20 protein-coding genes and 1 tRNA gene are annotated in these 25,747 nt (G+C 66.6%); 10 read left to right on the forward strand and 11 right to left on the reverse strand.

Features of this window, described 5'->3' with window-relative positions; genetic code table 11:
• The first annotated feature begins 50 nt into the window (after positions 1 to 50).
• From HNP52_RS15545 to HNP52_RS15565, 5 genes are all read left to right on the forward strand, one after another.
• Positions 51 to 2,309 (forward strand): TonB-dependent siderophore receptor, encoded by a 2,259-nt coding sequence (locus tag HNP52_RS15545; protein ID WP_184168549.1) that lies wholly within the window; start codon positions 51 to 53, stop codon positions 2,307 to 2,309.
• Positions 2,310 to 2,393: 84 nt separating this feature from the next.
• The gene (locus tag HNP52_RS15550) at positions 2,394 to 2,900 is read left to right on the forward strand and encodes a DUF1993 family protein (protein ID WP_184168550.1); all 507 of its coding nucleotides are present in this window, start codon (positions 2,394 to 2,396) and stop codon (positions 2,898 to 2,900) included.
• Positions 2,900 to 3,769, forward strand: coding sequence for a 2-dehydropantoate 2-reductase (locus HNP52_RS15555; protein ID WP_184168551.1), 870 nt, complete (start codon positions 2,900 to 2,902; stop codon positions 3,767 to 3,769). The genes HNP52_RS15550 and HNP52_RS15555 overlap by 1 nt, the downstream gene beginning before the upstream one ends.
• A gap of 45 nt (positions 3,770 to 3,814) precedes the next feature.
• A complete protein-coding gene (locus tag HNP52_RS15560; RefSeq protein WP_184168552.1) occupies positions 3,815 to 4,561 on the forward strand; it encodes a GGDEF domain-containing protein in 747 nt (248 codons plus the stop codon).
• Positions 4,562 to 4,653: 92 nt separating this feature from the next.
• On the forward strand, positions 4,654 to 5,364 hold the full coding sequence (locus HNP52_RS15565) for an HAD family hydrolase (RefSeq protein ID WP_184168553.1): 711 nt from the start codon (positions 4,654 to 4,656) through the stop codon (positions 5,362 to 5,364).
• Between the two features lie 24 nt (positions 5,365 to 5,388).
• On the opposite strand, the gene HNP52_RS15570 is transcribed toward HNP52_RS15565, so the two are convergent.
• The 5 genes from HNP52_RS15570 to HNP52_RS15590 all read right to left on the reverse strand — a co-directional run bounded on the left by HNP52_RS15570 (position 5,389) and on the right by HNP52_RS15590 (position 8,750).
• The gene (locus HNP52_RS15570) at positions 5,389 to 5,997 is read right to left on the reverse strand and encodes an ATP-binding cassette domain-containing protein (protein ID WP_184168554.1); all 609 of its coding nucleotides are present in this window, start codon (positions 5,995 to 5,997) and stop codon (positions 5,389 to 5,391) included.
• Positions 5,987 to 6,673, reverse strand: coding sequence for a molybdate ABC transporter permease subunit (modB, locus tag HNP52_RS15575; RefSeq protein WP_184168555.1), 687 nt, complete (start codon positions 6,671 to 6,673; stop codon positions 5,987 to 5,989). The genes HNP52_RS15570 and modB overlap by 11 nt, the downstream gene beginning before the upstream one ends.
• 27 nt (positions 6,674 to 6,700) lie before the next feature.
• Entirely contained in the window at positions 6,701 to 6,853 is a 153-nt protein-coding gene (locus HNP52_RS15580; protein ID WP_184168556.1) for a hypothetical protein, read from the reverse strand.
• An 84-nt stretch (positions 6,854 to 6,937) separates the two neighbouring features.
• Positions 6,938 to 7,708: a molybdate ABC transporter substrate-binding protein gene (modA, locus tag HNP52_RS15585; RefSeq protein WP_184168557.1), complete on the reverse strand. Its 771-nt coding sequence runs from the start codon at positions 7,706 to 7,708 to the stop codon at positions 6,938 to 6,940.
• A gap of 37 nt (positions 7,709 to 7,745) precedes the next feature.
• Positions 7,746 to 8,750, reverse strand: coding sequence for a phytase (locus HNP52_RS15590; RefSeq protein WP_184168558.1), 1,005 nt, complete (start codon positions 8,748 to 8,750; stop codon positions 7,746 to 7,748).
• 134 nt (positions 8,751 to 8,884) lie between these two features.
• Between HNP52_RS15590 and HNP52_RS15595 the strand changes: the two genes are divergently transcribed.
• Positions 8,885 to 10,588, forward strand: coding sequence for an Hsp70 family protein (locus HNP52_RS15595; RefSeq protein WP_184168559.1), 1,704 nt, complete (start codon positions 8,885 to 8,887; stop codon positions 10,586 to 10,588).
• Positions 10,585 to 12,285 carry a hypothetical protein gene (locus tag HNP52_RS15600; protein ID WP_184168560.1) on the forward strand — a complete coding sequence of 567 codons (1,701 nt, stop codon included), beginning with the start codon at positions 10,585 to 10,587 and terminating at the stop codon, positions 12,283 to 12,285. The genes HNP52_RS15595 and HNP52_RS15600 overlap by 4 nt, the downstream gene beginning before the upstream one ends.
• Positions 12,286 to 12,297: 12 nt before the next feature.
• Here the strand turns inward: HNP52_RS15600 and lepA are convergent, their stop codons facing one another.
• From lepA to pnuC, 4 genes are all read right to left on the reverse strand, one after another.
• Positions 12,298 to 14,106, reverse strand: coding sequence for a translation elongation factor 4 (gene lepA, locus HNP52_RS15605; RefSeq protein WP_184168561.1), 1,809 nt, complete (start codon positions 14,104 to 14,106; stop codon positions 12,298 to 12,300).
• A gap of 121 nt (positions 14,107 to 14,227) precedes the next feature.
• On the reverse strand, positions 14,228 to 16,546 hold the full coding sequence (locus HNP52_RS15610) for a TonB-dependent receptor (RefSeq protein ID WP_184168562.1): 2,319 nt from the start codon (positions 16,544 to 16,546) through the stop codon (positions 14,228 to 14,230).
• Positions 16,547 to 16,762: 216 nt separating this feature from the next.
• Positions 16,763 to 17,284 (reverse strand): AAA family ATPase, encoded by a 522-nt coding sequence (locus HNP52_RS15615; protein ID WP_184168563.1) that lies wholly within the window; start codon positions 17,282 to 17,284, stop codon positions 16,763 to 16,765.
• Positions 17,281 to 17,835: a nicotinamide riboside transporter PnuC gene (gene pnuC / locus HNP52_RS15620; protein WP_184168564.1), complete on the reverse strand. Its 555-nt coding sequence runs from the start codon at positions 17,833 to 17,835 to the stop codon at positions 17,281 to 17,283. Before pnuC ends, HNP52_RS15615 begins: the two co-directional genes overlap by 4 nt.
• A gap of 98 nt (positions 17,836 to 17,933) precedes the next feature.
• Between pnuC and HNP52_RS15625 the strand changes: the two genes are divergently transcribed.
• From HNP52_RS15625 to HNP52_RS15635, 3 genes are all read left to right on the forward strand, one after another.
• Entirely contained in the window at positions 17,934 to 19,229 is a 1,296-nt protein-coding gene (locus tag HNP52_RS15625; RefSeq protein ID WP_184168565.1) for an FAD-dependent oxidoreductase, read from the forward strand.
• Positions 19,230 to 19,306: 77 nt separating this feature from the next.
• Positions 19,307 to 19,383: transfer RNA gene (locus HNP52_RS15630), tRNA-Pro, on the forward strand.
• Between the two features lie 95 nt (positions 19,384 to 19,478).
• Positions 19,479 to 21,341 carry an ABC-F family ATP-binding cassette domain-containing protein gene (locus HNP52_RS15635; RefSeq protein WP_184168566.1) on the forward strand — a complete coding sequence of 621 codons (1,863 nt, stop codon included), beginning with the start codon at positions 19,479 to 19,481 and terminating at the stop codon, positions 21,339 to 21,341.
• 299 nt (positions 21,342 to 21,640) lie between these two features.
• Here HNP52_RS15635 and pelA read toward each other — a convergent pair whose 3' ends face one another.
• The gene (gene pelA / locus HNP52_RS15640; protein ID WP_184168567.1) at positions 21,641 to 22,930 is read right to left on the reverse strand and encodes a pectate lyase; all 1,290 of its coding nucleotides are present in this window, start codon (positions 22,928 to 22,930) and stop codon (positions 21,641 to 21,643) included.
• A gap of 308 nt (positions 22,931 to 23,238) precedes the next feature.
• On the reverse strand, positions 23,239 to 25,734 hold the full coding sequence (locus tag HNP52_RS15645; protein ID WP_184168568.1) for an FtsX-like permease family protein: 2,496 nt from the start codon (positions 25,732 to 25,734) through the stop codon (positions 23,239 to 23,241).
• Positions 25,735 to 25,747: the final 13 nt, after the last annotated feature.

Below are 25,747 nucleotides of genomic sequence, written 5' to 3' on the forward strand. Positions count from 1 at the left end.
CGCCGCCGAGAGCGGGGGCGGATCGCCCCTTGCGAAAGGGGAACCAGGACATGAACGTTTCGCGCTTACTTAGCGGCGCAGCCATCGCGGTGCTCGCTTCCACGCTAGCCGCCGGCGCAGCGCAGGCCCAGAACACCGCGAACCCGGCAGACGCCCCCGCCACCGAAGAGCAGCGCGCGAACGAGATCCTGGTCACCGGCCAGATTTTCTTCCGCAACCGCACCGCGGACCCCAACCCGATTCTTTCCTACGACCTGGAATATTTCCAGAAGTTCGAGCCGGTATCGGTTGGCGAAATGCTGAAACGCGTGCCGGGCGCCACCTTCACCTCGGACGTACTCGAATATGACCAGGTCCAGTTCCGCGGCCTGCCCGGCGGCTTCACCAACGTGCTGATCAACGGCCGCCGCACGCCCGGCGGCGAGGCCGACGGCTCCTTCTTCGTCGATCGCATCCCGGCCGAGCTGGTCGAGCGCATCGAGATCGTCCGCGCGCCCCGCCCGGATCAGCCGAGCGACGGCGTCGCCGGCACGCTCAACGTCGTCACCAAGGAAGCGACCAGCTTCAAGGGCGGCTTCGGCAAGATCGGCGCGCTACTCAATACCAAGGACGGGGTGCTCCGCCCCTCAGCTGCCGCTGCCTTTGCCGGCAAGCTCAGCGAGAGCACCGATTACTGGATCGCGCTCAACTATCAGAAGCGGCGCAACCCGAAGAGCAAGGTCTCATACCGCTTTGGCGGCGAGCCGACCACTGACGACAAGCGCTTCCCGGGCAACCCCGTGACCAGCCACTACGTTACCGATCCCGAGTTCAGCGACTTCGAGGCCCAGAGTGACACGCGTGATGGCAGCGACCTGTCGGGTAGCGCGGAGATCACCACGCGGTTCGGCGATGGTGGCCGGCTGCGGCTGAACGGTTTCTTCGTCGACACGCATCGCGACGAGGACGAGCAGTCGGTTACGCTGGAAGACGCCGACCTAGATTTCGACGGCGTGGAAGTGCAACAGGAGCGCATCAAGCAGCAGACCTATGCCGTCACCGCCGATGCCAAGCTGCCGGTGAGCGACAGCTTCGAGCTGGGTCTGGCCGGTGGCTGGAACCAGTATCGCGAGAACACCAAGACGACGGTGTTCGAGGGTGACAACGAAAATGACTATAGCGACCTCGACCTGGACGAGGAAGAAACCCTACACATCAAGGATACCGAGTTCAGCGGCACGCTCTCTGGAAGCTATGACGGCGGCGCGTTCAAGCTGAAGCTCGGCTCGGACTTCCTGTTCAAGACCCGCGATGGCCTGAACGACGGTATCCTGACCGACATTTTCCGCATCCGCGAGAACCGCTATTCGCCCTATGTCCGCCTGACGTACGACCTCGGTTCGTCCTTCACGGTCGACGGCGGCGCCCGCTACGAGATCGTCGATCGCAAGGTGACCGCGACCACCACCTCGGCCAACTACAACACCGGCATCCTCAACCCGTCGCTCAGCCTGCGCTGGTCGCCGACGGGTGCGGACCAGTTCCGCGCCTCGGTCGCACGCACCATCCGCCGCCCGGATTATGACCTGCTCTCGCCGATCGAATATGACGAGACCCCCGGTGACGACGACACCACCACCGGCAACCCCGAGCTGAAGAACCAGAGCGCCTGGGGCGTTGACGTTGGCTATGAGCGTCGCATTGGGCGCAATGGCATCGCCGGCGTGAACTTCTTCTACCGCGACATCACCGACCTGATCGAGCTGGTTGCCGTCCGCGACAACGGCCCGGGCCAGGATTTCCGCCCGCAGAATATCGGCGATGGCCAGGCCTGGGGCTTCGAATTCGACCTGTCGGCCCCGCTCACCTTCCTGGGCATGCCCGACACCGGCATCTTCGCAAACTACACCTATCTCGACAGCTCGACGACCGATCCGTTCACCGGCGAGAAGCGCCGCTTCAATGCCCAGCCGCACCATGTCTACAATCTGGGTTTCATCCAGACGGTGAAGGCAGCGGACGTCAGCTTCGGCGCGACGATCTCGGGCCGCTCCAAGTCGCTTGCGTCGAACTTCGACGAGACGGTGGAGCTGCGCTACGATCCGGACCTGGAAGCGTTCGTCGAAAAACGCATCGGCAAGCACATCGTTCTCCGCGTCTCGGCACAGAACCTGCTCGATCGCGTGAAGTACGAGGACTTCCGCAAATATGACGGGGACTCGCTCGAGGAGATCCTCGAAAACCGCCGCGCCGGCGATCTCGACGAATATGAGATCGAGCGCGAGCATTCGGGCCCGCTGGTGCAGTTCACTCTGCGCGCAGCGTTCTGAAGCCGCTTTCTCCCTCTCCCCCCGGCGGGGAGAGGGAGAAGTGGGCCGTTGCACAGCCGCCTCGCTCCGCTTATCTCCGCGCGCATGTCGACCGAACTCTACGACCTGACCGTCCCCGTCTTCCTGCGTGGCTTCAAGGCCATGTCGGCGTTCCTCGAAAAGGCACGCACCTGGGCGGACGAGAACGGCATCCCGCATGCCGAGCTGCTCGAAGCGCGCCTTGCCGACGACATGGCGCCGCTCAGCTCGCAGATCCAGCGCGTCAGCGACGGCGCCAAGTTCGCGCTCGCCCGGCTCGGCCAGCTCGAGGCACCCGCGATGGCGGATACCGAGACCAGCTTCGACGAGCTACAGGCTCGCATCGCCGCGACCGTGGCCTTCCTCAAGTCGGTCCCGCGCGAAGCGGTCGATGGGCGCGAGGACGCCGATATCGAAGTGAAGACGCCAAACCGCAGCTTCCACTTCAAGGGCCTGCCCTACGTCACCACCTTCGCGCTGCCGAACTTCTACTTCCACATCACCACCGCCTACGCGATCCTGCGCCACAAGGGTGCGCCGCTCGGCAAGATGGACTTCCTGGGCGGCATCTGATGGTCCGGATCGCGGTGATCGGCGCGGGTGCCATCGGCGGCACCCTCGCCGCCTGGCTCGCCCAGAGCCATGACGTGACGGTCTGCGCCCGCTCGCCGCTCGCCGATCTCGAGGTCGAGACGCCCGAGGGCGTGATCCAGGCCGCACCGCGCATCCTCACCGATCCCGCGGAGGCGACCGCGGTCGACTGGGTGCTGTGCACCACCAAGACCTATGACTGCCCTGCCGCGGCCGCCTGGCTGCCAGGGCTGATGGGACCCACCACTCGTCTGGCGGTGATCCAGAACGGCGTCGAGCAGCGCGAGCGCTTCCCCCAGGTCCCTGCCCAGCGCACCGTGCCGGTCATCATCGACCTGCCCGCCGAGCGCACTGCGCCCGGCCGCATCATCCAGCGCCGGGAGGGCACCATCCATGTGCCCGAGGGCGAAGCCGGCGAGGCGCTGGTCGCGCTGTTCACCGACACGCCGATCGATGCCCAGACCACGCCGGACTTCCTCACCGCCGCCTGGCGGAAGCTCGCGATCAACTGCTCGGGTATCGTCAGCGCCCTCACCCACCGCCCCGCCGAAGTCGCCAATGACGAAGGCGCGGCGGAGGTGATGCGGGCGCTGGTCCGTGAGTGCATCGCGGTAGGCCGGGCCGAGGGCGCCGACCTGCCCGACAAGCTCGCCGACCAGGTGGTGAAGTGGACCACGCTTGCCCATCCGCAATCGGTCAACTCGCTTCACGCCGATTTCGAAGCCGGCCGCCAGACCGAAGTCGATGCCCGCAACCAGGTCATCGTCCGCCTCGGCGCGAAGCACGGCATCGATACGCCGATGAACCGCGCGCTCGCATCAATACTGATCGCCGCCTCCACGCGTCCTTAACCGTTTCGGGGGCAGAACCCGGCCATGGAAGCCGGAGTTCGCGCCTTGTTGCTTAACCGGAGCGTCTGGTTCGTCGTCCTGCTGGCGATGGCCGGGCTGTACGGCATCTTTGCCATCGATCTCTTCCGCGACGAGACCTCGTCGGTCACCGATCGCAAGCTGCGCGTCGAGCTGGACGAGTTCCTGCTCCTCGCCTCCGCGCTCATCCTGCTGCTGTTCAGCTTCGGGCTGAACCAGCACCGCGCGCGTGGCCGCGAGCGCGAGCGCCGCATCGCGGCCGAGCGGAGCGTGCGTGACCTCGGCTATCATGACGCGCTCACCGGCATGCCCAATCGCCGTGCCTTCGACGAAGCGCTCGGCAAGCTCACGCCGAGCGGGCTCCATGCCGTGCTGATGCTCGACCTCAACGGGTTCAAGGCGATCAACGACACCCATGGCCATGGCGCCGGTGACGCTCTGCTGCGCGTCGTCGCCGATCGCATCACCGGTGCGGTCCGCGAGGGCGACACCGCCGCGCGGCTGGGCGGAGACGAGTTCGCGGTCATCACCCCCGGCCTCGCCAATCCCGAGATCGCCAAGGTGATCGCCGGACGGCTCGCCGAGAGCATTGCCCGCCCAGTCTTCGTCGAAGGGCGCACGCTACATGTCGGCACCGGCATCGGCATCGCCCTGTCGCGCGCCGAGAAGCTCGGCCCGGAGGAACTGACCCGCCGCGCCGACCTTGCCCTCTACGCCGCCAAGCGCAGCGAAGGCGTGCCCTGGCGCGTCTACGGGCCGGAGCTCGAGGGGTAGCCATCGCCCCAGGCCGGGCAAGCTTGCCCAGCCCGTTGAACTTGCCGGCCGAAGCGCGATAGGGGCCAGCCAGCAACGATGGAGCCGCGCCCATGATCAGAATCATCTGCGTCGATGCCGATGATACGCTGTGGCACAATATGCGTCATTTCAACGCCGCGCTGCAGGCGTTTCAGGCGTTGCTCCTGCCGTTCGCCGAAGCGTCCGTGACGCAGGCCGCGCTGGATGAAGCGGAGAACCGGAATCGCCACGCCTATGGCTATGGCGCGAAAGGCTTCACGCTGGCGATGATCGAGACGGCGATGGAAGTTGCAGGCGATGCTTTCTCGCGGGACCTCGTAGCCCATATCCTCGACGCCGGGCGGATGCTGCTGACCCATCCCGTCGAGTTGTTCGACGGTATCGATCACACATTGCGCGCGTTGAAGGAACGCGGGGATCTGATCCTGGTGACCAAGGGCGACCTGCTGCACCAGGAAACAAAGCTGGCCGCGTCCGGCCTCGGCGACCTTTTCACCGGTGTCGAGATCGCCAGCGACAAGACCGAACAGACCTTCCAGAGGCTATTCGCGAAATATGATGTCGCACCCGGCGAATGCATCATGGCGGGCGACTCGATGCGATCCGATGTCCTGGCGCCGCTGAACGCAGGCGCCTGGGCCGCCTATATTCCCCAGGAGGGAGCATGGGCCCATGAAGTCGTGGAGGGTCCGGGCGAACAACGCCGCTTCAGGCAGCTTTCGAAGCTGTCCGAACTGGTCGGGTGGATAGACGAGATCAACCGAACTGCCTCGAGCAACTGAAGTCCGCTGCCGGTGCGCGGCTTCTCAGAGCTCGACGATCCGCGTCCCCAACCGCGCCGCCTCCTCGCGGTCATGCGTCACCATCAGGATCGGCAGCCGCACTTCGTCGCGCAGCCGCTCGATCAGCGCCATGATCTCCTCGCGACGCGCCCGGTCGAGCGAGGACAAGGGCTCGTCGAGCAGCAGGAAGTGCGGATCGGAGAGCAGCGCCCGCCCGATCGCAACGCGCCGCGCCTCACCGCCCGAAAGCGTGCGCGGCCAGCGATCGAGCAGGTGTGCGATGCCGAGCAGCGCGATCGTCTCGTCCACATCCAGCCCGGCCTCGCCGCGCCGGCCATAGAGCAGGTTCGCCCGTACCCGCAGGTGCGGGAACAGCCGCGGTTCCTGGAAGACATAGCCGGCGCGGCGCTCGGCCACCGGCACGTCGATTGCAGCCGCCGCATCGAACAGCGTCTCGCCCGCCACCCGCACATGCCCGGCATCGGGCTCGATCAGCCCGGCGACCATGTTGAGCACGCTGGTCTTCCCCGCGCCGGAGGGGCCGAACAGCACGGTGAGCCCGTCGCCCGCCTCGATCCGGCAGGCGATGCCCGCCTCGCCGATCCGCTTGGTCAGCTCGATGTCAAAGGACATGCAGCCCCCTGCCCGCGCGCCGCGCGATCAGTTCCGAGGCAAGCAAGGCCGCCAGCGAGAGCAGCACCGAGATGCCCGCCAGCCGCAGCACCATCGCCTCCCCACCCGGCACCTGGAGCGCGGCATAGATGGCGAGCGGCAGCGTCTGCGTCTCGCCGGGCACGTTCGACACGAAGGTGATCGTCGCGCCGAACTCGCCCAGAGCGCGCGCAAAGCCCAGCACCGTGCCGGCCAGCACGCCCGGCAGGCTGAGCGGCAGGGTCACGCTGGTGAACACCCGCCAGCGCCCGGCACCCAGCGTCGCCGCGGCCTGCTCCAGCCGCCGGTCGACCGCCTCGATCGACAGCCGCATCGCCCGTACCATCAGCGGCAGCGCCATCACCGCGCTCGCAATTGCAGCCCCGGTCCAGCGGAACAGCACCGAGACACCGAACCAGCTCTCCAGCCAGCTCCCGATCGGCCCGGCAGGCGCGAAGGCGAGCAGCAGCAGCCAGCCGGTCACGACCGGCGGCACCACCAAGGGCAAGTGCACCAGCCCGTCGAGCAGCAGCTTGCCCGGAAACCGCCCGCGCGCCAGCAGCCAGGCCAGCGCGAACGCCACCGGCAGGCATGCGAGCACCGCGACCCCGCCCACCTTCAGCGACAGCCAGACAATGCCCCAGAGCTCTGGGGTCACCGGGCAAACTCGCCTGGGTTCGGGGAATCAGGCATCCCCGCGCTTCACCGGGAACTTCAGGATGCCGAAACCGACCGCGAACCCGATCAGCAGGCCGATCGCCATATTATCGATGAGCGCGCCCAGGATGATGCCACCAAACACGCCCGCGGCGAACCCGATCGAACCGTTCCTGCTCATCAAATGCCCCCGCAATCGGCCTCACGCCGCGAATGAGCCACTAAAGGCGAAGCCAGGGGCCCGGGTCAACCGAGCGACCTTCCTCTAGAGCGGCCGGAAGCCGAAGCGACGGAAGATCGCCTTGCCCTCGCCGCTCAGCAGGAAGCGGCGGAACGGCTCTGCGTCCGGGCTGGTCGAGGCCTTGAGCCGCGCCAGCGGGTATCGGATCGGCGGATGGCTGCGCTCGGTGAAGATCGCGGCGATCCGGACCTTGTCCGACGCCTGCGCGTCGGTCGCATAGACGATGCCCCGGGAAACGACGCCGCGCTCGACCAGCGCGAGCGCCGCACGCACGCTCTCCGCGCGCACCAGATTCGGCTCCGCCATCGCCCAGGCCTTGCCCCACTCCAGCGCAGCCTTGGCATAACGCCCCGCCGGCACGGCATCGGGATCGGCGATCGCCAGGCGCGTCTTCCCCAGCGCCCGGAACTCGTCATAGGGCCGGGCGAGCGGTTCGCTTGCCGGAGCGATAATCACCAGCCGATTGCCGAGGAACGGCGTGCGGGTGCCCGGCACGATCAGCCCCCGCTTCTCGATATCGTCCATCCAGGGCTCGTCGGCCGATGCGAACAAGTCGGCGGCGGCGCCCGCCGCGATCTGCCGGGCCAGCGCCGAGCTTGCCGCGAAGGAACAAACCGGCCGGACATGGCCCCTACGCGCCCAGGCATCGGCGGCGGCGGTCATCGATTCCTGCAGGCTGGCGGCCGCCAGCACCAACGGCGCCTGTGCCGCCCATACGGTAGGTGGCCCGGCCAGCGCCACCGCGCCGATGCCGGCGAGCAGCACGCGCCGGTCGATCCCTGGGTTGGTCGTCATGCCCCTGCCTGACAGTCGTCGGGCGGGTAGGCAAGGCTCACTTGAGACGCAGCGCCTTGCGGACATCCGCCCAGCGGACCAGCTTGAAGTTCTGGGCGGCGGGGGCGTTGTCGCCGTCCTGCGCGAGCATCAGCCCGCCCTGGAGGCCCGGACCGAAGCCGGCGGTGGAGACTTCGATGCCATCGGTCTCGCTGGTCGCGCCGAATTTGCCGGCGGTGATCCGGAAACGCCCGGCATAGGCCAGGTCGGGCAGCCGCCACAGGCCATACGCGCTGTCGCCCTGGCTCGAGACTACCAGATAGCCGCCCCGCGTGCCCTGGGCGGCAATCGCCACGCCTTCGACATCGGCAACCAGCGTCTTGCCGTCGGCTGCGATCACCTTCTCGCCGCCAAGGGCATCGCGGGGGTTCGCGCCAAAGCGCCAGACGCCGACATCCTCCTCACCGACGTAGAGCAGGCCGGTACGGTCGTCCGCGACACAGCCTTCGGACTGGGTTGCAAGCTTCATCGTGCGCACCCGGTCCGCCTTGATCGCCCCGCCCTCGGACAGGATTTCCATCTGCACGATCGTGCCGGCCTTGTGGACGACAAAGGCGTACAGCTTGCCGCCGCGCGGCGCGTACATGCACAGGCCATAGGCTTCGCCGGCGCCGGCCTCGAAACGACCGATCTCGGTAAGCTTCGCCGCCTTGGTGTCGAGCGTATAGAGCGCCAGCTTCGCGTTCGCCTTGTCGTTTCGATCGCTGGCCGCGACGATCACCTGCCCGCCCCAACTGCGCAAATCGACATTGTTGACCCGGCCAGCCTGCAGGGTCGAACGGAGCTTGCCGGACAGGTCATAGACGTTAAGCCCCGCCTTCTTGTCGGTCGCGACGATCAGGCTTTGCCGGGGATCGCGGGCATTGCGCCAGATCGCGGGATCGTCCGCAGCATCCTCGAGGCTCGCTACCGCCATGGTCTCGCCAACCGCCTGAACCTGCGCGGTCGGCACGTCCTGCACGGCGGGCGCGGTCTGAAGCAGCATCAGCGTGGCAAGCAACATAGTATCCCCCTTCAAGTCCGCTCAGGCCTTTATGAAGCGATTGAGACGCTTGGGTTACACTTCGTGATCAGGGGTTGCGACTGGCGCCCGCCCCGCCCCCTCGATAGGCTGCGACGTCAGGGGGAACGAATCACGTGATCATCGGCATCGATCTTGGCACCACGAACAGTGCCGTCGCGATCTGGCGCGACGGGGAATCCGTGCTCATTCCCAATGCGATCGGTGACCTGCTGACCCCCTCCGCCGTGTCGGTCGACGAGAGCGGCGCGGTGATGGTCGGAATGGCCGCGCGCGAGCGCCAGTCCACCCACCCACGCGACACTGTCACTGCCTTCAAGCGCTATATGGGCACCCAGCAAACGGTGACCCTAGGCAAGCGCAAGTTCGATTCGGAGGAGCTGTCGGCCCTCGTCCTGCGCCAGCTCAAGGCCGATGCGGAAGCCTTCACCGGCGAGAAGGTGACCGGGGCGGTGGTCACCGTCCCCGCCTATTTCAACGATCGCCAGCGCAAGGCCACCCGCCGCGCCGGCGAACTGGCCGGGCTCAAGGTCGAGCGGCTGGTCAACGAGCCGACCGCAGCCGCGCTCGCCTTCGGCATCCAGACGCGCGAGCAGGAGCCGTTCCTGGTCTTCGACCTGGGCGGCGGCACGTTCGACGTGTCGATCGTCGAAGTGTTCGAGGGCGTGGTCGAGGTTCGCGCATCTTCGGGCGACAACCGGCTGGGCGGCGAGGATTTCAACGAGCTGCTCGTCCAGCATGTCCGCCCGAAGCTCGATCCGGCGGGCAAGCTGGCCGGCGCCGATCCGGTGGTGTTGCAGGAACTGCTCCGCGCCGCCGCCGAGCGCACCCGCCGCAAGCTCAGCGAAAGCGACGAGGCCGAGTTCGCGATCGTCTGGCAGGGCGAGCAGTTCGCGATCAACGTCACCTCCGCCGATTTCGAAACCGCCGCCGAACCGCTGCTCAAGCGGCTGCGCGATCCGGTGCTGCGCTCGCTGCGCGATTCCAGCATCCGGGTCGAGGCGCTGAGCGAGATCGTGCTGGTCGGTGGCTCCACCCGCATGCCGGTGGTCCGCCGCGCGATCACCCGCATGTTCGGCCGTTTCCCCAATGCGACGGTGCATCCGGATCACGCCGTGGCCCTCGGCGCCGCGGTCCAGGCCGGGCTGCTCGCCCGCTCGGAAGCGCTGGAGGAAGTCCGCCTCACCGACGTTTGTCCCTTCACCCTGGGCGTCGATCATGCCGAGCCGGACGGGCGCGGCGGCTGGCGCACCGGGCTGTTCTCGCCGATCATCGATCGCAACACCGCGATCCCGGCGAGCCGGGTGAACTACTACAACACCGTCTCGGACAATCAGCGCGAGCTGCGCTTCGGCATCTATCAGGGAGAGGCCCGCGAGGTCTCCGGCAACGTCAAGCTTGGCGAAGTCCGCGTGCCTATCCCGCCCAAGCCCGCGGGCGAGGTCGTGGTCGAGTGCCGCTTCAGCTATGATACCAGCGGTCTGCTGGAAGTGGACGTCAACGTCCCCGGCACCAGCACCAGCCGCAACCTGGTCATCATGGACGACGCCGATCCGCTGACCGACTCCCAGCTCGCCACCCGCCGCGATGCGCTGGCTGCGCTCAAGCAGCACCCGCGCGACGAGAGCGAGAACATGGCCGTGCTTGCCCGCGCCGCCCGCTGCTACGAGGGCTTTATCGGCGAGCGCCGCGACGCCGTGGGCCATTGGATCGGCGTGTTCGAGAACGCGCTCGCGACCCAGGACCCGCGCACGATCAAGGAAGCCCGTGCCCGGCTGGTCGAGGCCCTGGACGAGATCGAGGGCGAGCGCTTCCTGTGAACCAGGGCGGGCCGGCATGGCGCACGCTCGGCATCGAGCCGACGGACGACACTCGCGCGATCCGTCGCGCCTATGCAGCGAAGCTCAAGGCGATCGATGTCGATCGTGACCCCCAGGCCTTCATCGCGCTGCGCGAAGCGTTCGAGCAGGCGCAGAACGAAGCGCAGTGGCTGCGATATGAGCAGGAGGAGGACGAAGAGGCCGAGGCCGAAAATGCCCCAGCCGAAGCCGGTCGTCCCGAACAAGCGCCGTCCGAGCCGGAAGACGATCCAGACGAATGGGGCGACGAGCCCGGCAGCGAGATCAACTTCGACGCCTGGGAACGCGATCCGCTCGCGGCCGAGATCGCCTTCGCTCCACCCGCGCCCAATCCCTGGGCGCCGCCCACGCCGGAGGATTATGACGATCATGCCCGCGCCCTGGCGGGGCTGTTGCTCGGCGAGCATGCGGAGCAATGGCCGAGCCCGGAAGAGACCGAGGCGATGCTCGCGCATTGGCAGCGCATCACCCGCGATCCGCGCATGCAGGAAATGTCCTTCTATGGCGACGCGGAGAACTGGTTCGCCGACCTGATCGCCCGCGCCGTCCCCTTCTCGGACCCGCTCGTTGCATCGGTGGCCGACCATTTCGGCTGGATGAGTGCCGCCGGCGAGATCAGCCAGTCGCCCGCGATCGCCTATGTCGTGCGCCGCCGCCAGTCGCTCGACTTCTTCGATGCCGTCCGCGCGCCGACGCATCCCCTCCACGCTGCATGGCGCGAACTGACCAGGCCGGCCCATGAGAAGTCCCGTCGCGGCTGGGTGCGCGGCAAGAGGGTCCGCGAACTGCTCGCCACGGTCCGCACCCATTATCCAGAGCTGGAGGCCAATTTCGACTCCTATCGCGTCGAAATGTGGGAGCCGACATCCCGCGGCGGTGGCGGCTGGAACTGGACCGGCATGATCGTCGTCTGGATTCTGATCTCGCTGCTCCACTTCGCCAACAGCCAGTGCAAGGAACAGAACCGCTTTGCCCCGATCCCAGGCGTCGAGGCACCGGTGATTCCCGAGACGCTGGGCAACGAGCGGGTTGATATCGATCGCGCCCTCGAGGCGCTGTACGAACGCGACCTCGACATTGCGATGATCGAGAACAAGAACCCCGAACTCTATGTCGCGCTGATGACGTACTGGAAGGATTCGTTCCTGCGGAAGGACAGCTGGGTCAACTTCACCAACGGCATGATCCCGTTGCTGAACGCGCGTATCCAGGCGGGCATTCCCGGCGCGCCCCTGCCGCTGCTGCGTGACTATCACCGCCTCGCGCTCGACCGCGCCCTGGCGCTGCGCGCCGTCAGCCCCGACGTCTGCGCCAATTACTTCGCCGGCAAGGACTATGACGGCAGCAAGCTTCCCAAGAACCTGGCCGAACGCAACCGTGCGATCATGGCGAAGATCCTCCTCGCCACCCGTGCCGGGCCCGACGGCAAATCGACGCCGTCGCCGGAGCCCTCAGCCGGCCAGACCAAGACGTTCAGCGTCCCGGGCTTCATCATGGAGAAGGCATCCGCCCGCGCGGGGATGACGCGCGAGCAGCTTGGCCAGGGGATGCGGTACCAGGGCAGCAACGCGCAGCAATGCAACGGGCGCATCGCCTTCATGCAGACCGTACTGGCAGAGCCCGACGACAAGGTCGGCAAGCTGCTGCGTACGCTATGAAGAGGGCGAGGGTTACTCCTCGCCCATCCGCAGCGCAGCGATGAAGGCTTCCTGCGGGATCTGCACCGAGCCGTACTCGCGCATCCGCTTCTTGCCTTCCTTCTGCTTTTCCAGAAGCTTGCGCTTACGCGTGATGTCGCCGCCATAGCATTTGGCGGTGACGTCCTTGCGCATGGCCGCGATCGTCTCGCGGGCGATCACCTTGCCGCCGATCGCGGCCTGGATCGGGATCTTGAACAGGTGGCGCGGGATAAGGTCCTTGAGGCGTTCGCACATGCCACGGCCGCGCGTCTCGGCGGTGCCGCGGTGGACGATCATGCTCAGGGCATCGACAGGCTCGGCATTGACCATGATCGACATCTTGACGAGGTCGCCCTCGCGGTAGCCGATCTGCTCATAATCGAAGCTGGCATAGCCGCGCGAGATGCTCTTCAGCCGGTCGTAGAAGTCGAAGACCACTTCATTGAGCGGCAGCTCATAGGTGAGCTGGGCGCGGCCACCGACATAGGTCAGGTCCTTCTGGATGCCGCGGCGGTCCTGGCAGAGCTTGAGGATCGAGCCCAGATATTCGTCGGGCACATAGATCACCGCCTTGATCCAGGGCTCCTCGATCTCGTCGATGCGGTTGGGATCGGGCATGTCGGCGGGGTTGTGCAGCTCGATCGTGCGCGCCTCGGCCTCGCCGGCCGCCTTGGTCAGGCGCAGGCGATAGACCACCGAGGGTGCGGTGGTGATCAGATCGAGATCATATTCGCGGGTCAGGCGCTCCTGGATGATCTCAAGGTGGAGCAGCCCCAGGAAGCCGCAGCGGAAGCCGAAGCCGAGCGCGGCGCTGGTTTCCATCTCGAACGAGAAGCTGGCGTCGTTGAGGCGCAACTTGGAGATGCTCTCGCGCAGCTTCTCGAAGTCATTGGCATCGACCGGGAACAGGCCGCAGAACACCACCGGCTGGACTTCCTTGAAGCCCGGCAGCGGCTCGGCCGCAGGGCGCTTCGCATCGGTCAGCGTATCGCCGACGCGCGCCTGGGCGACTTCCTTGATCTGCGCGGTGATGAAGCCGATCTCGCCCGGGCCAAGGTCAGGCAGCTGCTCGATCTTGGGACGGAAGGCGCCAACGCGGTCGATCAGGTGGGTGGTGCCGGCAGCCATGAACTTGATCTGCTGGCCCTTGCGGATCGTGCCGTCGATCACACGAACCAGGATGACGACGCCGAGATAGGGGTCGTACCAGCTGTCGACGAGCATCGCCTTGAGCGGCGCATCGGCGTCGCCCTTGGGCGCCGGGATGCGCTCGACCACGGCGTCGAGAATCTCGTCGATGCCGATGCCGGACTTGGCGCTGGCGAGCACTGCGTTGGAGGCATCGATGCCGATGATCTCCTCGATCTCGTTCTTCACCTTCTCGGGCTCTGCCGAGGGGAGGTCGATCTTGTTGATGACCGGGATGATCTCATGGTCATGCTCGATCGACTGGTAGACATTGGCCAGCGTCTGGGCTTCCACGCCCTGCGCCGCGTCCACCACCAGCAGCGCGCCTTCGCAGGCGGCCAGGCTGCGGCTCACCTCATAGGCGAAGTCGACGTGACCCGGCGTGTCCATCAGGTTGAGGACATGGCCCTTCCACTCCAGGCGCACGGTCTGCGCCTTGATCGTGATGCCGCGCTCCTTCTCGATGTCCATGTTGTCGAGCACCTGCGCGGACATCTCGCGCTCGGAGAGCCCGCCGGTGCGCTGGATCAGTCGATCGGCCAGGGTCGACTTGCCGTGGTCGATATGCGCGATGATCGAAAAGTTGCGGATCTTGGAAAGTTCGGTTGCCATGATCGCGCGCGCTTAGCAGGCGCGAGCCAGCGCAGGAAGTCCCGCGCGAAATACAAAATAGAAGGGCCCGGTGGCGGGGGACGCCACCGGGCCCGACTGACTGGCCGAAAGCAAAGGGGGCTTAGCGGGTCCGGCCGGTCAGCGAGATGCCGATGACGCGCGGCTCGTTGAGCACGGCGGCCATGTAGTTCTCGATCACGCCCTTGAGATTTTTCTCGTTCGTGATGTTGCGGGCGAAGGCGGCGATTTCCCAGGTGCCGTTGCCACCCTGGTAGCCGAGCTTCAGGCCGCCCTCGAAGTTGCCGTCCGAGTAGAACTCGTCGGTCTTGTAGAGGACGTAGTTGGTGTAGCCCTGCAGGTTCCAGTCGGTCGAGATGAAGAACTTGCCGCTGTCGCTCACCGGCACGTCGTAACGCGCAGTGAGGTTCAGGTTATATTCCGGCGCGTTCGGCAGCGGGTTGCCGTCGATCTGCGCGAAATAGGCGTTGGCGCCGAACACGGTGCGGGTCACGTACGGATCCTTGACCGTGCAGACCAGCACGCCGTTGAGGGCGCAGGCCTGGGCATAGACGCGCTTGTCCTTGATCTCGCTGTGCAGCCAGCTTGCGCCGGCGGTCAGCGTGAAGTTGCGCACCGGGCGCAGCGTCAGGTCTGCTTCGACGCCATAGGCTTCGGCCTTGTCGGCGTTGAACAGGACGCCGTTGCCGTTCGAGTCATTGCCGTTCAGCTGGATGTCGTCGACGGTGTAGTAGAAGCCGGTCAGGTTGAACCGCACGCGGTTGTCGAACAGGCTCGACTTGAAGCCGCCCTCATACGACACGATCGTTTCGGAGTTGGCGGTGGTGAAGTCCGAGTTGAACACCGCCGAGCGACCCTGGATGGTCGGGCCACGGAAGCCGCGGGCGACACGGGCATAGAGGCTCAGATCGTCGCTGACCTCATAGAGCGCGCTCACGTCCCAGCTGGGCTGGGTGTCCGACATGCGGACGTGGCGACGACCCGGATAGGTCACGGCGCCGGCCGCGGTGTCGGCGGTCTTGAGCAGGTCGGTGGTCTTGGTGTCCTCGGTCACGCGCACGCCGGCGGTGAGGCGGAACTTCGGGGTCACCTGATAGCTGGCCTGGCCGAACAGCGCCCAGCTGGTGTTCACGTCGTGCAGGCGCACCCAGTTATTGGGGTTGCGGGCGGCGGTGTTGAGGAACCAGGCGCGCTGATAGAACTCGGTGATGTCGCGGCTGTCGAAGTACATGCCGCCGATCTGCCACTTGAACGGACCGTCGCCGTTGCTGGCGAGGCGCACTTCCTGGGTCCACTGGTCGAGGTCCGCAAGGCGGCCCATCGACTGGCCATAGCCGTTCGCAACGCCGCCGACCGGGAAGTCCGCCGCCGCGCCGCCATCGGTGTCGCCGCGGCTGTAGCCCGACGAGGTCTCATAGGCAGTGATCGAGGTCAGCGTGACGCCACCCAGATCGAAGCTGTTGTTCCACGACATGCCGTAGGTGTCATAGTCCTGCGGATTGTCCATCGCCTCGTCGAAGCGGACGGTGGTGCGCGAGACGTTGCTGACGTCGTTCGAGCCCTTCTTCAGCGCCTGGCGCAGGAACAGGGTCGAGGTGCCGTTATAGTTGCGCATGTGCGCCGAGAAGAGCGAGGTCCAGTTCTCGGTCGGCTCGACCAGCAGCTGCACGCGCACGTCGCGCTCGTCGAAGCCGCCCATCGCGTTCTTGCGCGGGGTCTTCGTGCCGTCGGCGCTCGGGCCGGCATAGGCGTTATCGACATAGTCGTCGCGGTGCTGGAACAGGCCCGACACGCGGATCGCGACATTGTCGGCCAGCGGGCCGCCGATGCCGGCGTCGAGGCTCACGCTGCCATAGCTGCCATAGCTCGCCGTGCCGCGCGCATCGAAGCGATCGAGCGTCGGGCGGACGGTGTCGAACTTGACGATACCGGCAGTGGTGTTGCGGCCGAACAGCGAGCCCTGCGGGCCACGCAGCACTTCGACGTGATCGAGGTCATAGACCGGGTTCGACTTGAGCACGACATGCTCGAGCACCACGTCGTCCTGGATGATCGACACGGGCTGCGACGCGCCCAGGTAGAAGTCGATATTGCCGAGACCGCGGATGTAGAAGCGCGGGAAGATGCGGCCGGTGGTCGTCTCGGCGTAGAAGCTCGGCACCTTGCCCGAGAGCGAGAGCAGCGTGTCGTCGCCGGCGGCGGTGAAGTCACGCGCGTCCTGGCCGCCGATCACCGCGACCGAGACCGGGGTGTTCTGCAGCGTTTCCGGGCGGCGCTCGGCGGTGACGACGATCTCGGTGGTCGCTTCGTCTTCGACGGCGGCGGGAGCCGTGGCGTCCTGCGCCTGGGCGGTACCGCCAAGGACGAGCGCGCCGAATGCCGCGCCCAGGAAAAGAGCAGACTTGGTGATGCCAGTCTTCATGAGATTGTTCCCTGCTGTGCGTCCAACGCGCAGCAGCGGCCACGTCCCCGATCGGAGTCGTGCCGTCGTCGCGTCGGACATTTCTCGTTATCGAGGGGCTTGCCTGCCCCTTCCGAGGCGGCGGTTAGGATTGGATTGTGTACGAACTGTGACAATCATCTACGATTTTTCGCAACTGCAGCATCCGTGCAACGCAATCGCGAATTGGCCGGCAAATCAGCCCGCCTGAACGGCCTCGATCGCGGCGATGGCCTTGGCATAACGCTCCTCGTCCTGGCCCGAGACCAGGGCCCAGCGCACCCCGCGCCGCTCCAGCTCGGCCTTGCTCAACTCGAAGAATTTCCGCCGCAGCTCCTCGGTGCCGAACATGCGGGTGCCGTCGGGGCGCCAGGGCATGTCGATGTCGAACAGCAGGTAGAAATCGGCGGTGCCCTGCCATTCGTCGAACCAGGGATCGCGCTCGCCGAACAGCATGTCCGCCCACACCGCCGTCATCAGCGGATCGGTGTCGAGAATCAGCGGCGTCATCCCGGCTGCAAGGAGCGTGCGGGTGCCGGCGTCATGCGTCTTGGCGATCTCGAGCAGGTCGCGCATCGTGAATTCGATGCCGCGCGCCTCGGCATATTCGCGGCCATATTCGTCCACCACCTCGCCACCGAGATATTCGGCGATGCGCGGCGCCAGCGTCGACTTGCCCGTGCTCTCGGGCCCGTGGAGACAGATGGTACGCAGCTTCATTTTCTTGCCCTCAGCCAATCGACCAGCCCCCATCCGGACAACACCAGGAATACGCAGTACAGCGCCGCGGTGAGCCAAAGTCCCTTCACGGCGAACAAAGGGACAGCCAGTAAATCTACAAGGATCCAGAGGACCCAGCATTCCCAGTTGCGCCGCGACTGGAGGATCTGCGCGGCGATGCTGAGCACCGCGATGCTGCCGTCCCACCAGGGCCAGGCCGCGTCGGTCAGCCGGTGCATCATGGCGCCCCAGAGCACGATCACCAGGGCGGCACCGATCGCCCAGCCGCCGCGCGCGGCCCAGCCCAGGGTCTCGACCACCACTTCGCCGCTTTCCCCGCGCGAACGGGCCCAGTTCCGCCAGCCATAGAGATTGACCGCGAAGAAGAAGAGCTGGAGCAGCGCGTCGCTGTAGAGCTTCTCGTGGAAGAAGATCCACGCATAGAGCGCGACCATCGCCAGCGCGAACGGGTAGTTCCAGATGCTGCGCCGGACGACCAGCACGATGTTGATCAGGCCCAGCAGGCTTGCAGTCGCTTCGATCGGGCTCACGGTTACGGCCTAGCAACAAGTTGCGCCCGACGTCGAGAGGCTTGCCCTCCCCCCGCTTGCCGCTACGGTAAGCGCCTAGATCGCGGGAGGAGAGGCCCATGCGTCATGTCGCGGTGATCGGTTCCGGGCCGGCAGGCTATTACACTGCCGAAGCCTGCCAGAAGGTGTTCGGCGACCAGGTTCGGGTCGATATCCTCGATCGCATGCCAGTGCCCTTCGGGCTGATCCGTACCGGCGTTGCCCCCGATCACCAGTCGATCAAGGGCGTCTCCCGCCGCTATGAGGCGGTGGCGCTGACCGACAATGTGCGCTTCGTCGGCAATGTCACCATCGGCAAGGACGTGTCGATCGACGAGCTGCGCGAACTGTACGACGCGGTCGTCCTCGCCACCGGCGCGCCGCACGACCGCAGGCTGGAGATACCAGGCGCGGAGCTGCCGGGCGTCACCGGATCGGCGGCGTTCGTCGGCTGGTATAACGGCCATCCCGACTATGCGGGCCTCCATCCGCCGCTCGACGGGCCGGCCGTGGTGATCGGCAACGGCAATGTCGCGCTCGACGTCGCCCGGGTGCTCGCCAAGGCCGAGGACGAACTGGAGGCGTCGGACGTCGTCGCGCATGCGCTCGATTCGCTGCACGGCTCCAAGGTCCACAGCATCACCCTGCTCGGCCGCCGCGGGCCGCACCAGATCGCGATGACGCCCAAGGAACTGGGCGAGCTGGGCGAACTGGGGCACGCCACGCCGGTGGTCGATCCGGCCGATTTCCCGCCGGTGGAGGAGGATGGCGCCCTCGATCCCGGCCAGCGCAAGTCGGTCGGCCATCTGCGCCGATTCGCGCAGGGGATGCCGGACAAGCCGATTCGCATCGTCTTCGATTTCTTCGCCATGCCGATCGCGATCGAGGGCGACGGCAAGGTCGAGCGGGTGATCGTCGAGCGCACCGCGCTGGACTTCGAGGGCAACGCGCACGGCACGGGCGAAACCTATGCCATCCCCGCCAGCCTGGTGGTGAGCTGCATCGGCTATCGCACGCCGCCGATCGAGGGCGTGCCCTATGACGACAAGTCCGGGCGATTCGCCAATATCGACGGGCGGGTACTGCCCGGCCTCTATGCGGTCGGCTGGGCGCGCCGTGGCCCTACGGGTACGATCGGTACCAACCGCCCGGACGGCTTCCACATCGCCGAGAAGATCGCCGAGGACATCGGCGAAGGCGCGGGCAAGCCCGGCCGCCCCGGCCTCGACGCGCTGCTGCAGGCCCGTACGGTGGAGCCGGTCACCTTCCGCGACTGGCTCAAGATCGACGCCGCGGAGATCGCCGCGGCCCGCATCGGGGCCCCCCGCGAGAAGTTCGTTTCGGTCGATGCGATGATGGACGCGCGGAAAAGCTGATTCAGTGGCTTGCGTGACTCAAATAGCGTGGTTATAGGCGCCCCCTCGCAGTCGGGGTTCGCCCCGGAGGCGCCGGTCGGGGAATAGCTCAGCCTGGTAGAGCACTGTCTTCGGGAGGCAGGGGCCGGAGGTTCGAATCCTCTTTCCCCGACCATTTAAATTCCCGCTAAATCAGCACTTTACGCGAAGTGACCAACCAGGGGTCACCAAGCACTCGGGTGCGCCTCTGACTGTTCCGAGGGCCCGATCGTGCTTTCCTTCCGCGACATCACCATCCGGCTTGGCGGCCGCGCGATCATCGAGAACGCGAGTGCCGCGATCCCGCCCCGCGCCCGTGTCGGGTTCATCGGCCGCAACGGCGCCGGCAAATCGACGCTGATGAAGGCGATCGCCGGGATGATCGAGACCGACAACGGCTCGGTCGATATCCCGCGCCAGGCCCGCTTCGGCTATCTCCGCCAGGACGCGCCAAGCGGCCAGACCAGCGCCTTCGACACCGTGCTCGAAGCCGATGTCGAGCGGGCCGCGCTGCTGCTCGAGGCCGAGACCCAGGACGATCCGGACCGGCTGGGGCATATCTACGAGCGACTCGACCAGATCGACGCCTATGAGGCCCCTGCCCGCGCCGGGCGGATCCTGAAGGGCCTGGGCTTCGACGATGCGATGCAGGCGCGGCCGATGGACAGCTTCTCGGGCGGCTGGCGGATGCGCGTGGCGCTCGCCTCGCTGCTGTTCCTCAACCCCGACATCCTGCTGCTCGACGAGCCTTCGAACCACCTCGACCTCGAAGCGGTGATGTGGCTCGAGGGCTTCCTGCGCGCCTATCGCGGGACGATCCTGCTGATCAGCCACGAGCGCGACCTGCTCAACAACGTCGCCGACCATATCCTCCACCTCGATCGCGGCCAGACCACGCTCTATGTCGGCGGCTATGACGCATTCGAGCGGCAGCGGGCCGAGCGCATGGCGCAGCAGGCGGCGGCGCGCGAGAAGCAGGTCGCCGAGCGCGAGAAGCTGCAGGCCTTCGTCGATCGCTGGCGGGCCAAGGCCAGCAAGGCCAAGCAGGCGCAGAGCCGCGTCAAGGCGCTGGAGCGGATGCAGCCGATCGCGGCGGTGGCCGAGGATCCGAGCATGCGCTTCGACTTCCCCAATCCGCAGGGCCTGCGTCCGCCGCTGCTGACGCTCGACCATGCCGCGGTCGGCTATGAGGAAGGTAAGCCGATCCTCTCGCGGCTGGGGCTGCGGCTCGACCCCGACGACCGGATCGCGCTGCTCGGCCGGAACGGCAACGGCAAGACCACGCTCGCCCGGATGATCGCCGGCGAGCTGCCGGTGATGGCCGGCGAGATGACCACCGCCACCAAGCTGACGGTCGGCTATTTCACCCAGTACCAGGTCGAGGAACTCGATCCCGACGCCACGCCGGTGGAGACGATGGGCCGGGTGATGAAGGGCGCGACGCCGGTGCAGGTGCGCAACCAGCTGGGCCGTTTCGGTTTTTCCGGCGACAAGGCGCTGACCAAGGTCGGCAAGCTTTCGGGCGGCGAGCGCGCGCGGCTGGCGCTGGCGCTGGTCACCCATAACGCGCCGCACCTGCTGATCCTCGACGAGCCGACCAACCACCTCGACGTCGATACCCGCGAGGCGCTGGTCCAGGCGCTCGCCGAGTTCAAGGGCGCGGTGGTGCTGGTCAGCCACGACCGGCACATGCTCGAGCTGGTCGCCGACCGGCTGTTCCTCGTCGATGGCGGCACCGCCCGCGAATATGACGGGACGATCGAGGACTATGCCGCCTTTGTCGTCTCGGGCAAGCCGGTGCCCGGCAGCCCCGGCGCCTCGGGCGACAAGAAGGAAGAGCGCCGTGCCGCCGCCCAGGCGCGCGAAGCCTCGACCGGGCTGCGCAAGGCGGTGAGCGACGCCGAGGATGCCATCGCCAAGGCACAGAAATCGCTGGCGGAAATCGACGCGGCACTAGCCGGCAAGCCGCCCAAATGGCTCAAGGCGCTGTCGATGGGCGACCTGATGAAGCGGCGCGGCGAGGTCGAATCGCAGCTGGAAGAGGCCGAGGCGACCTGGCTGCGGGCGACCGAGACGCTGGAATCGGCGAACTAGACACTTCCAGTCGCCGATGTTGGCGTAAGTTGCGCGCCTCGCGGTGTTGCGCGCGCGGTTTTCGATATGGTTCGCGGTGTGTGGAGGCAGTGCATCTGCTTACGCTTGCGAGCGCGAAAGTTTGCGCGGGTTCCCTGACGGTTCAAAGAGCGGCCCTTGCGGGACGCCGGAACATTAGTGGAACATATGCGTGTAGGACAGCCAATTCGCCACCCCGGCGAAAGCCGGGGTCCCAGGTGGCTCCTGCCCCGCGCCTTCGCCTGAGATCCCGGCTTCGCCGGGATGACGGATCGTCCCCGTTACTTCTTCGCCACCCATTTGTCGTAGGTCGCCAGGGCCTTGGCCGGGCCGTTATTGTACCAGCTATAGCCGTTGCGGCGCTCGGCGCTGAGTTCGTTCACGTCCGTATGGATCGTACGGTCCCGGTCGCCGAAGATCGGCTTGCCGGTCTGGATGTCATAGTAGCGCGACCAGATCGGGCCGGCGCCGGGCTTGGCGACGAGCTTGCGGCCGTCCGGGCCCTTCTCGAACACGAAGCCGTGAATCGCGTGCGCCTTCAGCCAGTTGACCCCGTCCGCCACCGCCGCGTCAACCGAGGGCGAGCGCCCCGCCTGCTTCATCAGGAAGACCAGAAGGTCGGCGCTCTCATCCGAGGACAGTGCGACCGGTTCGAAGTTCCGGGCGCCCGCCGGGGCGAGCGTGAGCGCGTCATGCTGCTGGCCCCACACCGTGCGCTTGCCGTCGATAACCACCTGAGTCTTGAGAATCAGCTGGATCGCCTTGTTGCAGGCAGCTTTGGCTTCCAGAGCGAGCTGGTCCGATACAAAGGCGTAATCGCCCTGGTGGCGCGCCACCTCGGCCAGCACGCCCACCACCGACGAGAGCGCATCGTCGTTGAAAGTGAGCGCGTCGTGATATCCGCCCTGGAGCGGATAGACCTGGGGCCAGCCGCCATTGGGGAACTGGGCGTTCAGCAGGTAGCGGATGCCCTTGAGGAAGCTCTCGCGATAGGCATTGCCCTCGGCGCCCGGCGCGGCGGCCTGGGCGCGGGCGAGGAAGCGCAGCTCGGTGGTGGTGGCGTTGTTGTCGATCGTGCCGACATAGCTCCAATTCTCGTCCGACATGTCGGACTTCGCATTGGCCGGCAGCTTCTCGATCGGCACATAATGTTCGCCGCGCGCGCGGACCGGGCCGGTACGATCGACATTCTTGCCCCAGCCGCCGGCAGGCGTCTGGAAGCTGACGATATTGTCGGCGACATGGCGCGCATCGGCGCCCGCGTACCAGCCGGCCGGCTTGTCGAGCGGCATGCCGCTGCCGCCCGAAGGACCGGTGGGCGGCGACACGGGCGTGGGCAAGGTGCCGTCGGCGCGCTCGGCCGCGAGCGCGGCCTTGTCGGCCTCCATCAGCCCGACCGACTTGTCGAGATAGACGTTCCAGGCGCGCTGCTGGCCGATCGGCAGCGTCGCGATCCGCGCATGCGTGATCGGCTCGGCCGGCGTCATCTTGCCGATTACTTCGACCGCGGCATATGCCACCGGTGTCATCGCTGCAGCTGCGAACAGAGCGATCTTTGCGATACGAATCATGTCCCCTCCCGATTTTTGGTATTGGGCGGAGGATAGCGCGGTCTGGATTTGGGTAAATCCCCCTCCGTCATCCCGGCGAAAGGAGCGCAATGGCGCTGACCTCCCCTCCCTGCAAGGGAGGGGATCGAGGGGTGGGTCGCGGCCGGGCGGTACGGCGGTCCCGACCTTCCCGGTGACCGTATCGCCAGGCATCCACCCACCCCCAGCCCCTCCCTTGCAGGGAGGGGAGCAAGAAGAGTTCAGGAGTAAACAAAAACGGGCGAGAGGTTGCCCCCTCGCCCGCCCTTCATGACCCCGAACTGACGCGCCTACTCGTAGCGCAGGGCATGAACCGGATTGGTGCGCGCCACGCGGATGGCGTGGGCACCGATGGTGAGCACCGCGATCGCCAGCGCGAGCAGGCTGGCGCCGATGAACGGCACCGGCGTGAGCGAAATGCGGGCATCGAAGGCGTTGAGGAACTCGCGCATCAGCCACCAGGCCGCCGGCCAGGCGATGATGTTGGCGATCACCACCGGGCGGGTGAACTGCCAGACGAGCAGCCGGGCGATGTCGATGGTGCGCGCGCCCAGCACCTTGCGGATGCCGATCTCCTTCGTCCGCCGCTCCGCCGTGAAGGCAGCCAGGCCGAACAGGCCGAGACAGCCGATCACCACCGCGAGGATCGCGAACATGCCGAACATCTGCGCCCGGGCATCGAGCTTCTCATAGGCACGGGCGATGATTTCGTCGGCCAGCGTCGCATCGAAGGGCAGATCGGGGGCGTAGCGGCGCCAGACCTGCTCGATGCCCGCGCGGACCGTGCGCGGATCGCCGTGGAAGCGCGCGACCAGCCAGTTCACATTATGCTTGTCGAGCAGGTACATGGTCGGCTCGATCGCGGCACGCACGGTGCGGAAGCGGACATCGGCGACGACACCGATGATGGTGAGGTTCATCATCCCCCCATATTCATCGCGCACGCCGTAGCGGATCGTCTTGCCGATCGCGTCCTGCGCGGTCTTGAAGCCGAGGCGCTTCACGCCGCTCTCGTTGATGACGATATGCCCGCCGCGCGCGACCAGCGCCCGCTCGGCCGCCGGATCCTCCGGCACCGGGGTGGTCATGTCGTCGGCGGGCCGCTCATCGAACACCCGGCCGGCAATGGTGCGGATCTGCATGGTGGGGAAGAAGCCGGCATCGACGCCGTAGATGCCCAGATCCACGGGATCCTCGCGCCCCGGCACGACCACGCCGGTATTGGAGGTCTGGCCGGTGATGACGCCGATCATCGTGCGTCCGGTCGATTCGACGCCGGGTACCTTCGCGATCGCGCGGGTAAGCGCATCGGCCTGGGGCTCGAGGATGCGGGAGCCGACACCGGCGAGCTGGATCAGGCCGGCACGCTTGTACCCCGGATCGAGCGAGCGCGCGTAGACATTCTGGGCATAGATCACCGCGGTGCAGATGATCAGGCCGATCGAGACGGCGAACTGGATCACCACCAGCGCGCTGCGCAGCCGGCCGGAGCCTTCCGCGTCGGACGCCGACTTGTTCGCCTTGAGCACACGGGCCGGCTGGAAGCGGGAAAGATAGAAGGCCGGATAGAGGCCACCCGCCGCGCCGACGAGCAGCACCAGGCCGATCATCGGCAGGATCAGCCCGCCATGACCGAAATAATGCAGCTCGAGATCGGCATCGAGAAAGTTGCCGAACCAGGGCAACGCGATCTCGACCACCGCCAGCGCGAGCAGCATTGCGATCGTGGCGAGCAGCACCGATTCGCCGAGGAACTGGGCCATCAGCTGCCGGCGGGTGGCGCCGAGCACCTTGCGCAATGCCACTTCGCGGGCGCGCTGGCTGGCGCGGGCAGTGGCAAGGTTGGTGAAGTTGATGCAGGCCATGGCGAGGATCAGCAGCGCGATCACCGCGAAGGTGGCGATGGTCTGCACGTCGTTGGCCGGAGCCATGCCCGAACCGGTGGCGCGGCCGAGATGAACATCGGGCGCGGCGACCAGAGCGAAGGTGCGCTCGTCGCCGGCATTGACCTTCTTGCCGTTGAAGGTCTCGTCCGGGATGTTGCGCTTTTCCCAGGCATCGAACTGGCCGTTGATCGTCGCGACATCGGTGCCCGGGCGCAGCTTCACATAGACCCAGCCCGAGGTCCAACCCCAGCTGGTGAGATAGCCATTGTCTTCCGGGAACATGCTGGGGAAGTCGGCACGGGCGAACATCTTGCCGGTCAGGTGCGACTTCTTCGGGATGTCCCTGAACACGCCGGTGACGCGGTAGTCATCCTTCCGCCCGGCGGTGAGCAGCGTCACCGTGCGGCCGACGACATTCTTCGTGCCGAAGATCCGGACCGCTTCCGACTCGCTCATCACCACGGTGCCCGGGCGCGAGAGCGCCTTGCTGTCGCCCTGGGCCATCGGCAGCGCGATCGTGTCGAGGAAGGCGCTGTCGACCAGTCGCCCGTCATCGACGACCGTTGCCTGGCCATCCTTGATCAGGGTGAGCGGCGGGCCGCCCATATAGGTGGCGCTCTCGATCTGCGGGAAATCCTTGAGCAGCGCCGCCTTGGTCACATAGGGCGCGCCTTGGTTCTGGAACTTGTCGCCGTTGGTCTTGCTCTCATAATAGACCTGGAGCTGATAGGTGCGCTTCGCATCGGGCAGCCAGTCGTCATAGCTGCGCTCATACTGGACGTAGAGCAGGATCAGCAGGCAGGCGGCCAGGCCGATCGCCAGCCCGAACAGGTTGATGAAGGCATAGGTGCGGTTCTTCGCGAGCGCGCGCAGGCCGACCGTAAGATAGTTGCGCCACATGGGCTTTCTCCCC

The sequence above is a fragment of the Sphingomonas kyeonggiensis genome, from assembly GCF_014204495.1.
GTDB lineage: Bacteria > Pseudomonadota > Alphaproteobacteria > Sphingomonadales > Sphingomonadaceae > Sphingomonas > Sphingomonas kyeonggiensis_A.

Excerpts from the sequence above, each read along its gene's own strand:
- HNP52_RS15550 (WP_184168550.1), top strand. The coding sequence starts at position 2,394 with ATGTCGACCGAACTCTACGACCTGACCGTCCCCGTCTTCCTGCGTGGC.
- HNP52_RS15625 (WP_184168565.1), top strand. The coding sequence starts at position 17,934 with ATGCGTCATGTCGCGGTGATCGGTTCCGGGCCGGCAGGCTATTACACT.
- HNP52_RS15545 (WP_184168549.1), top strand. The coding sequence starts at position 51 with ATGAACGTTTCGCGCTTACTTAGCGGCGCAGCCATCGCGGTGCTCGCT.
- modA (WP_184168557.1), bottom strand. The coding sequence starts at position 7,708 with ATGACGACCAACCCAGGGATCGACCGGCGCGTGCTGCTCGCCGGCATC.
- HNP52_RS15580 (WP_184168556.1), bottom strand. The coding sequence starts at position 6,853 with ATGAGCAGGAACGGTTCGATCGGGTTCGCCGCGGGCGTGTTTGGTGGC.
- pelA (WP_184168567.1), bottom strand. The coding sequence starts at position 22,930 with ATGATTCGTATCGCAAAGATCGCTCTGTTCGCAGCTGCAGCGATGACA.
- HNP52_RS15555 (WP_184168551.1), top strand. The coding sequence starts at position 2,900 with ATGGTCCGGATCGCGGTGATCGGCGCGGGTGCCATCGGCGGCACCCTC.
- HNP52_RS15610 (WP_184168562.1), bottom strand. The coding sequence starts at position 16,546 with ATGAAGACTGGCATCACCAAGTCTGCTCTTTTCCTGGGCGCGGCATTC.
- HNP52_RS15590 (WP_184168558.1), bottom strand. The coding sequence starts at position 8,750 with ATGTTGCTTGCCACGCTGATGCTGCTTCAGACCGCGCCCGCCGTGCAG.
- HNP52_RS15615 (WP_184168563.1), bottom strand. The coding sequence starts at position 17,284 with ATGAAGCTGCGTACCATCTGTCTCCACGGGCCCGAGAGCACGGGCAAG.
- lepA (WP_184168561.1), bottom strand. The coding sequence starts at position 14,106 with ATGGCAACCGAACTTTCCAAGATCCGCAACTTTTCGATCATCGCGCAT.
- HNP52_RS15570 (WP_184168554.1), bottom strand. The coding sequence starts at position 5,997 with ATGTCCTTTGACATCGAGCTGACCAAGCGGATCGGCGAGGCGGGCATC.
- HNP52_RS15565 (WP_184168553.1), top strand. The coding sequence starts at position 4,654 with ATGATCAGAATCATCTGCGTCGATGCCGATGATACGCTGTGGCACAAT.
- HNP52_RS15645 (WP_184168568.1), bottom strand. The coding sequence starts at position 25,734 with ATGTGGCGCAACTATCTTACGGTCGGCCTGCGCGCGCTCGCGAAGAAC.